The sequence below is a fragment of the Polaromonas sp. P3_C2 genome (assembly GCF_056402675.1).
In genome coordinates this window covers 1-6070 of the sequence record NZ_JBFUGX010000233.1, presented here as the reverse complement: position 1 = coordinate 6070, position 6070 = coordinate 1, and the positions used below count along the sequence as shown (strand labels likewise).

Here is a 6070-nt window from a genome sequence, read left to right as displayed (position 1 = left end):
CCCACGACCCACGCCCGCCGCATGATGCATTTACCGGCCTATCTCGCCCCATTTCGCCCGCGCCTGTTTTCAGCGCTTGCCGGCTACACCCGCGAGCGTTTTTTCAAGGATGCCGGGGCCGGCGTCACGGTGGGTATTGTGGCTTTGCCCCTGGCCATGGCTTTTGCCATCGCTTCCGGCCTCAAGCCCGAGGCCGGCATCTGGACGGCCATCATCGCCGGCGCATTGATCTCTGCGCTGGGCGGCTCGGCAGTGCAGATAGGCGGCCCGGCCGGCGCCTTCATCGTCATCGTCTACGGCATTCTTGAACGCTACGGCCTGGCCAACCTGCTGATCTCCACCGCCTGCGCCGGTGTGCTGCTCTTTCTGCTGGGTTTTTTCAGAATGGGCACGCTGGTGCGTTACGTGCCGGTGAGCATCGTGGTGGGTTTTACCAACGGCATCGCAGTGCTGATCGTGCTGTCGCAGGTCAGGGACCTGCTGGGGCTGGTGGTGCCCAAGATGCCGGCCGATTTTTTTTCGCAGCTGCGTGTGATCGGCGAACACCTGGACAGCTTCAACCCTTACGCGCTGGGGCTGGGGTTGGCCTGCCTGCTCGGCCTCTTTGTGTGGCCCAAGCTGTTTGCCGTGCACACGCGAAGCGCCGGCGGTTTCACCACGCGGCTGATCAGGCTGATGCAGGCCGTCGAGGGCGTGCAGCTCAAGCGGGCCACGCGCATGGCGTCGCGCATGCCGGGGCCGATTGTGGCGCTGGTGACGCTTACCGCGTTTGCCTATTTGCTGAGCCTGCCGGTGGAAACCATCGGCACGCGTTTTGGCGGCATACCCCGTGCCCTGCCTTCCTTTGCGCTGCCTGACTTTTCATGGGAGACGGTGCGGCTGCTGGTGGCACCCACCATCACCATTGCACTGCTGGGTGCGGTGGAATCGCTGCTCTGCGCCCGCGTGTCCGACCAGATTTCCGGCCTGCCGCGTCATGACCCCAACCAGGAGCTGATGGCCCAGGGCGTGGCCAACTTTGTGGTGCCGTTCTTTGGCGGCATGCCCGCCACCGGCACCATTGCCCGCACGGTGACCAACGTGCGCTCGGGCGCCACCTCTCCCGTCTCGGGCGTGGTGCATGCCCTCACGCTAGTGGTGGTGGTGCTGGTAGCCGCCCCGCTGGCCGTCCATGTGCCGCTGGCGGTGCTGGCGGGCATCCTGCTGTATGTGGCCTGGAACATGGGGGAATGGCGCGAATTCGCCCACCTGCGCCAGGCCAGCAGCCATTACCGGCTCATCATGCTCGGCACGTTTTTGCTGACCGTAGTTTTTGACCTGACGGTCGCCCTGCAGGTCGGCMTGATCCTGGCCTGCGTGCTGTTTGTACGACGCATGAGCACCCTGTTCCAGGTGGTGGAGGTCTCACGCAGCGCCGACGGCGCCAGCTTCCAGCTGTACGGCTCGCTGTTTTTTGGCGCCGTCGCCAAGCTCGACCCCATCCTGAACGTGGTGGAAAGCGCGCCCAAAGGCCTGGTGGTGCGGCTGGACGTGCAATCGCTGCAATCGCTGGACACCTCCGGGCTCGATGTGCTGGAGCAGCTGCACAAGGCCATCGTGCTGCGCGGCGGCCGGCTGGTGCTGGCGGGGCTCAATGCCCAGCCGCTGGCCGTGATGGAACGCTCAGGATTTCTTGAAAAGATCGAGCGAGTCTAGACTGTATAACCTTCTGCGGTCACTATTCCGCGCCATGCGTACTTCGACGACGCTCAGCTACCTGCACCCAGTCCAGGAAGACCATCGACGGATAGTAAAACAGCCCTGCCAGAACAACCAGAAACGCCAAAAAATAAAGATGGGACCGGCGCTCGGCGGCGATTTTTTCCTGTGCGTCCTGTTCAGAAAAAAGGACTTCGCCCGCCACAGCTTCTATCCGCGACGGCCTTTTCACAGAACCCGAAAGATAACCGGAAGGCTGCTCGCTCCAATAAACCTTGACCAACTTTCCGTGATGGGACGACTGACCGGGGAAACAAGCCGTAATGCGGGATGTCAGACTTGGTGAAGCGCAACTAAACGCCAGCGCAATGCCGTCGGCCCGCCTCACTACCATTGGAGCGGTCAATTGAGGACGTAAACACCATCGGCAAGACAAAAAGTCTGTCTTTAACGGCAGGGGCTCGATGGTTCCGACAAAAACACTGGCCTGTCCTCGACCTGGCACCTGCATACCGTGCAATCCCAGCAGGGGAACTCCGACAAAAAGCACGCCCATCGTCAAGATGACCGCGATATACCAAAAGCGATGAGACTTCAGGTAATCGACCAATTTACCGCGGCTGACAGCCACCATCACCGCATCCCACCCGCAGGATTGGCGCTTTCATCGTCCACCGAACCCGTGCTGACCACCTTCAGGTCCCGGTCAAACACCACGGTAAAAATACGCGCCGCAGACGGCGGGTTCAGGTAACGCCAGTCGTAGTGGGTTTCCTGTTTCAGCGCATAGGGTGTGACCTTCATTGGCTTGCCCAGCATTTTGCGCACCTGCTCCATGCGCATACCGGGCTGCACCTTGGCAAAATTTTGCGGTGTCAGCACCTGCCGCAGCGCGCTCATCCTGCCGTCTGCACCTATCGTGATCATGTAGTTGACCTTGCCCTCCGGCTGGCGGTTGTATTCGAAGGTGCGGGCGCCCGGCGCCGCCGCAGCGCCGGGCTGCGGCGTTTCGGCCATGTCGGCCGCTTCCCACACCTTCTCGGGCTCGCCAAAGCGGGCGCGTACATCGGCTTCCGTGGCCACGCCTTCTTCCAGTTCGGCAATGCGCTGCGCGTCGCACGCCACCAGGCCCAGGACAAATGAGAGCAGACCCGTACAGATGAACGTCCTGACGGAAAAAAGTGCTGAAAAGCCCGTTCGGGCCGGTGCGAAGGAGGGTGGGAAAGGTGGTAACAAGGAGCGCAAGGCAGACCCCGGTAAAATCAGCCAACTATACGATTCAGGCAGTTTAGACCCATGTCCCTCCTCAACTTCTTCCGCCGCTCCGACTACACCTCCGATACCACGCAGTTCATCGACCAGCTGAAGGCCAACAAGCCCACGCTGGAAGCCGAGCAACGCGCCGGGCGCGCGCTGTTGTGGGACAAGAACCTGAACCGCACCGAGCAGGCGGAATACGGCGAGGCCAAGGTTCCCCAGCAGCCTTACGTGTACGGCACCAGCAGCCACCCGAACGGAAAATAAGGGCCGAACAGGCTTTCAGCCCTTGCAGGACGAGCGCAAGCAGCTATCTTTTTCATAGCAAATCTTTAACGCGCACCGCTTCGGCCTCTTTCATGTCTCAAACCCCCTTTTCACCGTCCCCCCAGGAGCTGCCGCCGGCCGCCGGGCAGGAGCTGTCCGCAACCCTGAGCCCGGACATGCCCGCCGTGATCGACCAGGTGGCGCTGGCGCGCCTCTATGGCGAGCCGCTGTTTGCCATGCCGCACGACCTGTACATCCCGCCGGATGCGCTGCAGGTCTTCCTGGAGGCGTTTGAAGGACCGCTGGACTTGCTGCTGTACCTGATCCGCAAGCAGAACTTCAACATCCTCGACATCCCGATGGCGGCGGTCACGCGCCAGTACCTCACTTATGTCGACGAAATCCGCAGCACCAACCTGGAACTGGCGGCCGAATACCTGCTGATGGCGGCCATGCTGATTGAGATCAAGTCGCGCATGCTGCTGCCGCCCAAGAAGGTGGCGGAAGGCCAGGAGCCGGAAGACCCGCGCGCCGAGCTGGTGCGTCGCCTGCTCGAGTACGAGCAGATCAAGCTGGCCGCCCACAAGCTCAACGAAGTGCCGCAGTTCGGCCGGGATTTCCTGCGCGCGCAGGTGTATGTCGAGCAATCACTGCAGCCGCGCTTTCCCGATGTGCACATCGTGGACCTGCAGGACGCCTGGCGCGACATTGTCAAACGCGCCCGCCTGGTGCAGCACCACGTCATCTCCAGAGAAGAACTCTCGGTGCGCGAGCACATGAGCATCGTGCTGCGCAAGCTGCAGGGCCGAAAGTTCCTCGAATTTGAAGACCTGTTCGACGCCACGCGCGGCATGCCGGTGCTGGTGGTGACCTTTATCGCGCTGCTGGAGCTCTCCAAGGAAGGCCTGCTGGAAGTCACGCAGGCCGAGGCTTTCGCACCCATCTATGTGCGGCTGGCTTACACCCCAGCCTAAATATTGCCCCCACGGTTCAATGGAGCCCCACGGTCGCTCACTGCGTGTAGCTCCCTGCCCCCGAGGGGCCGCTCCGCCTGCGGTCTGGCAAAGCCAGTCCCGCGGCTCCTGCTTGGCTGGATAGTCCACTCCGCCAGGACCTGATTTCATTTCAACGATGAATGAGTTTCCATGACCGCTGAGAGCCTGGGTTCACACAACTTCGACGTCCTCATCATCGGCAGTGGCCTGGCGGGCCTGTCTGCCGCGCTGCTGCTGGCACCTGGCCGGCGCGTGGCGGTGGTGACCAAACGTGCGCTTGGCGACGGGGCCAGCGGCTGGGCACAGGGCGGCATGGCTGCCGTGCTGGCCGAAGGTGACACGCTGGAGCAGCATGTGAGCGACACGCTGGTCGCAGGTGCGGGCCTCTGCGACCTGCCCGCCACGCGCGCTGTGGTCGAAGGTGCGCCCGAAGCCATTACCTGGCTGCGTGCGCTGGGCGTGGCCTTTTCCGAAGACGCCGGCCACCCCGGCGAGCTGCACCTGACCCGCGAGGGCGGCCACAGCCAGCGCCGCATCGTGCATGCGGCCGACGCCACCGGCGCTGCCGTGCAGCGCACGCTGATGGAACAGGTCCGCAAGACGCCCGGCATCACGCTCTATGAGCACCACATGCTGGTCGACGTCATCACCGACCGGCATCTGAAACAACCCGGTAACCGCTGCCATGGTGCCTATGTGCTCGACACCGCCAGCGGCGAGGTGCTGACCTTCAGCGCCGGCCACACGATCCTGGCCACCGGCGGCGCGGGCAAGGTGTATCTCTATTCCACCAACCCCGACACCGCCACCGGCGACGGCATTGCCGCGGCCTGGCGCGCGGGCTGCCGCGTGGGCAACATGGAATTCATCCAGTTCCACCCGACCTGCCTCTACCACCCCGACGCCAAATCGTTTTTGATCACGGAAGCCGTGCGCGGCGAAGGCGGCAAGCTGCTGCTGCCGCCCTCAGCCGGGGGCGGGCGCTTCATGCCCGCGCATGACGCCCGCGCCGAGCTCGCGCCGCGCGACGTGGTGGCCCGCGCCATCGACTTTGAAATGAAAAAGCACGGCCTCGACTGTGTCTACCTGGACATCTCGCACCAGAGCCCGGCCTTTTTGCAGGAGCACTTCCCCAACATCCTCAAKCGCTGCCTTGAGCTCGGCATTGACATCACGCGCCAGCCCATCCCGGTGGTGCCGGCCGCGCACTACACCTGCGGCGGCGTGGTGACCGACCTGGCCGGACGCACCGATGTGGCGGGCCTCTATGCGGTTGGCGAAACCGCCTGCACCGGCCTGCACGGCGCCAATCGCCTGGCGAGCAATTCACTGGTGGAGTGCGTGGTGCTGGCGCGCGCCACGGCCCACGCCATCGAATCCCTGGCACCCGCCGAAGTCCCCGCCCTGCCCGCCTGGGACGAAAGCCAGGTCACCGATGCCGACGAGGCCGTGGTGATCTCGCACAACTGGGACGAGCTGCGCCGCTTCATGTGGAACTACGTGGGCATCGTGCGCACCACCAAGCGGCTCGAGCGTGCGGCGCACCGCATCGCCCTGCTCAACGCGGAGATCCAGGAGTTCTATGCCAACTTTCGCGTCACACGCGACTTGCTGGAGCTGCGCAACCTGGTGCAGGTGGCGGATCTGATCGTCCGCTCGGCGCACGGCCGGCACGAAAGCCGCGGCCTGCATTTCAGCCGCGACTTCCCAGGCACCGCTGAACAGGCCATTCCTACCGTGCTGGTACCGCCCGGAAGTTAATCTTTCCCGAATCCTCTTTATCCGTTTCTTGCCACTTTTTATTCAGAACCCACATGCCTCACCTGATCGTTGAATACTCCAGCAACCTGGCC

6 protein-coding genes are annotated in these 6070 nt (G+C 63.3%); 4 read left to right on the top strand and 2 right to left on the bottom strand.

The window, feature by feature from the left end:
- Nucleotides 1-24: 24 nt before the first annotated feature.
- Nucleotides 25-1695, top strand: a complete 1671-nt coding sequence (locus AC1DWI_RS11480; RefSeq protein ID WP_477724862.1) for a SulP family inorganic anion transporter — start codon at nucleotides 25-27, stop codon at nucleotides 1693-1695.
- Nucleotides 1696-1717: 22 nt separating this feature from the next.
- On the opposite strand, the gene AC1DWI_RS11475 is transcribed toward AC1DWI_RS11480, so the two are convergent.
- Both AC1DWI_RS11475 and bamE read right to left on the bottom strand, forming a co-directional pair.
- Nucleotides 1718-2332 (bottom strand): hypothetical protein, encoded by a 615-nt coding sequence (locus tag AC1DWI_RS11475; protein WP_477669786.1) that lies wholly within the window; start codon nucleotides 2330-2332, stop codon nucleotides 1718-1720.
- Nucleotides 2332-2859 carry an outer membrane protein assembly factor BamE domain-containing protein gene (gene bamE / locus AC1DWI_RS11470; protein WP_477670206.1) on the bottom strand — a complete coding sequence of 176 codons (528 nt, stop codon included), beginning with the start codon at nucleotides 2857-2859 and terminating at the stop codon, nucleotides 2332-2334. Before bamE ends, AC1DWI_RS11475 begins: the two co-directional genes overlap by 1 nt.
- Before the next feature lie 135 nt (nucleotides 2860-2994).
- Between bamE and AC1DWI_RS11465 the strand changes: the two genes are divergently transcribed.
- The 3 genes from AC1DWI_RS11465 to nadB all read left to right on the top strand — a co-directional run bounded on the left by AC1DWI_RS11465 (nucleotide 2995) and on the right by nadB (nucleotide 5978).
- Nucleotides 2995-3222: a DUF3460 family protein gene (locus tag AC1DWI_RS11465; protein WP_457279614.1), complete on the top strand. Its 228-nt coding sequence runs from the start codon at nucleotides 2995-2997 to the stop codon at nucleotides 3220-3222.
- 92 nt (nucleotides 3223-3314) lie between these two features.
- Nucleotides 3315-4196, top strand: coding sequence for a segregation and condensation protein A (locus AC1DWI_RS11460; protein ID WP_477669787.1), 882 nt, complete (start codon nucleotides 3315-3317; stop codon nucleotides 4194-4196).
- Nucleotides 4197-4367: 171 nt separating this feature from the next.
- Nucleotides 4368-5978, top strand: coding sequence for an L-aspartate oxidase (gene nadB, locus AC1DWI_RS11455; protein WP_477724861.1), 1611 nt, complete (start codon nucleotides 4368-4370; stop codon nucleotides 5976-5978).
- Nucleotides 5979-6070: the final 92 nt, after the last annotated feature.

Excerpts from the sequence above, each read along its gene's own strand:
- AC1DWI_RS11465 (WP_457279614.1), top strand. The coding sequence starts at position 2,995 with ATGTCCCTCCTCAACTTCTTCCGCCGCTCCGACTACACCTCCGATACC.
- AC1DWI_RS11475 (WP_477669786.1), bottom strand. The coding sequence starts at position 2,332 with ATGGTGGCTGTCAGCCGCGGTAAATTGGTCGATTACCTGAAGTCTCAT.
- AC1DWI_RS11460 (WP_477669787.1), top strand. The coding sequence starts at position 3,315 with ATGTCTCAAACCCCCTTTTCACCGTCCCCCCAGGAGCTGCCGCCGGCC.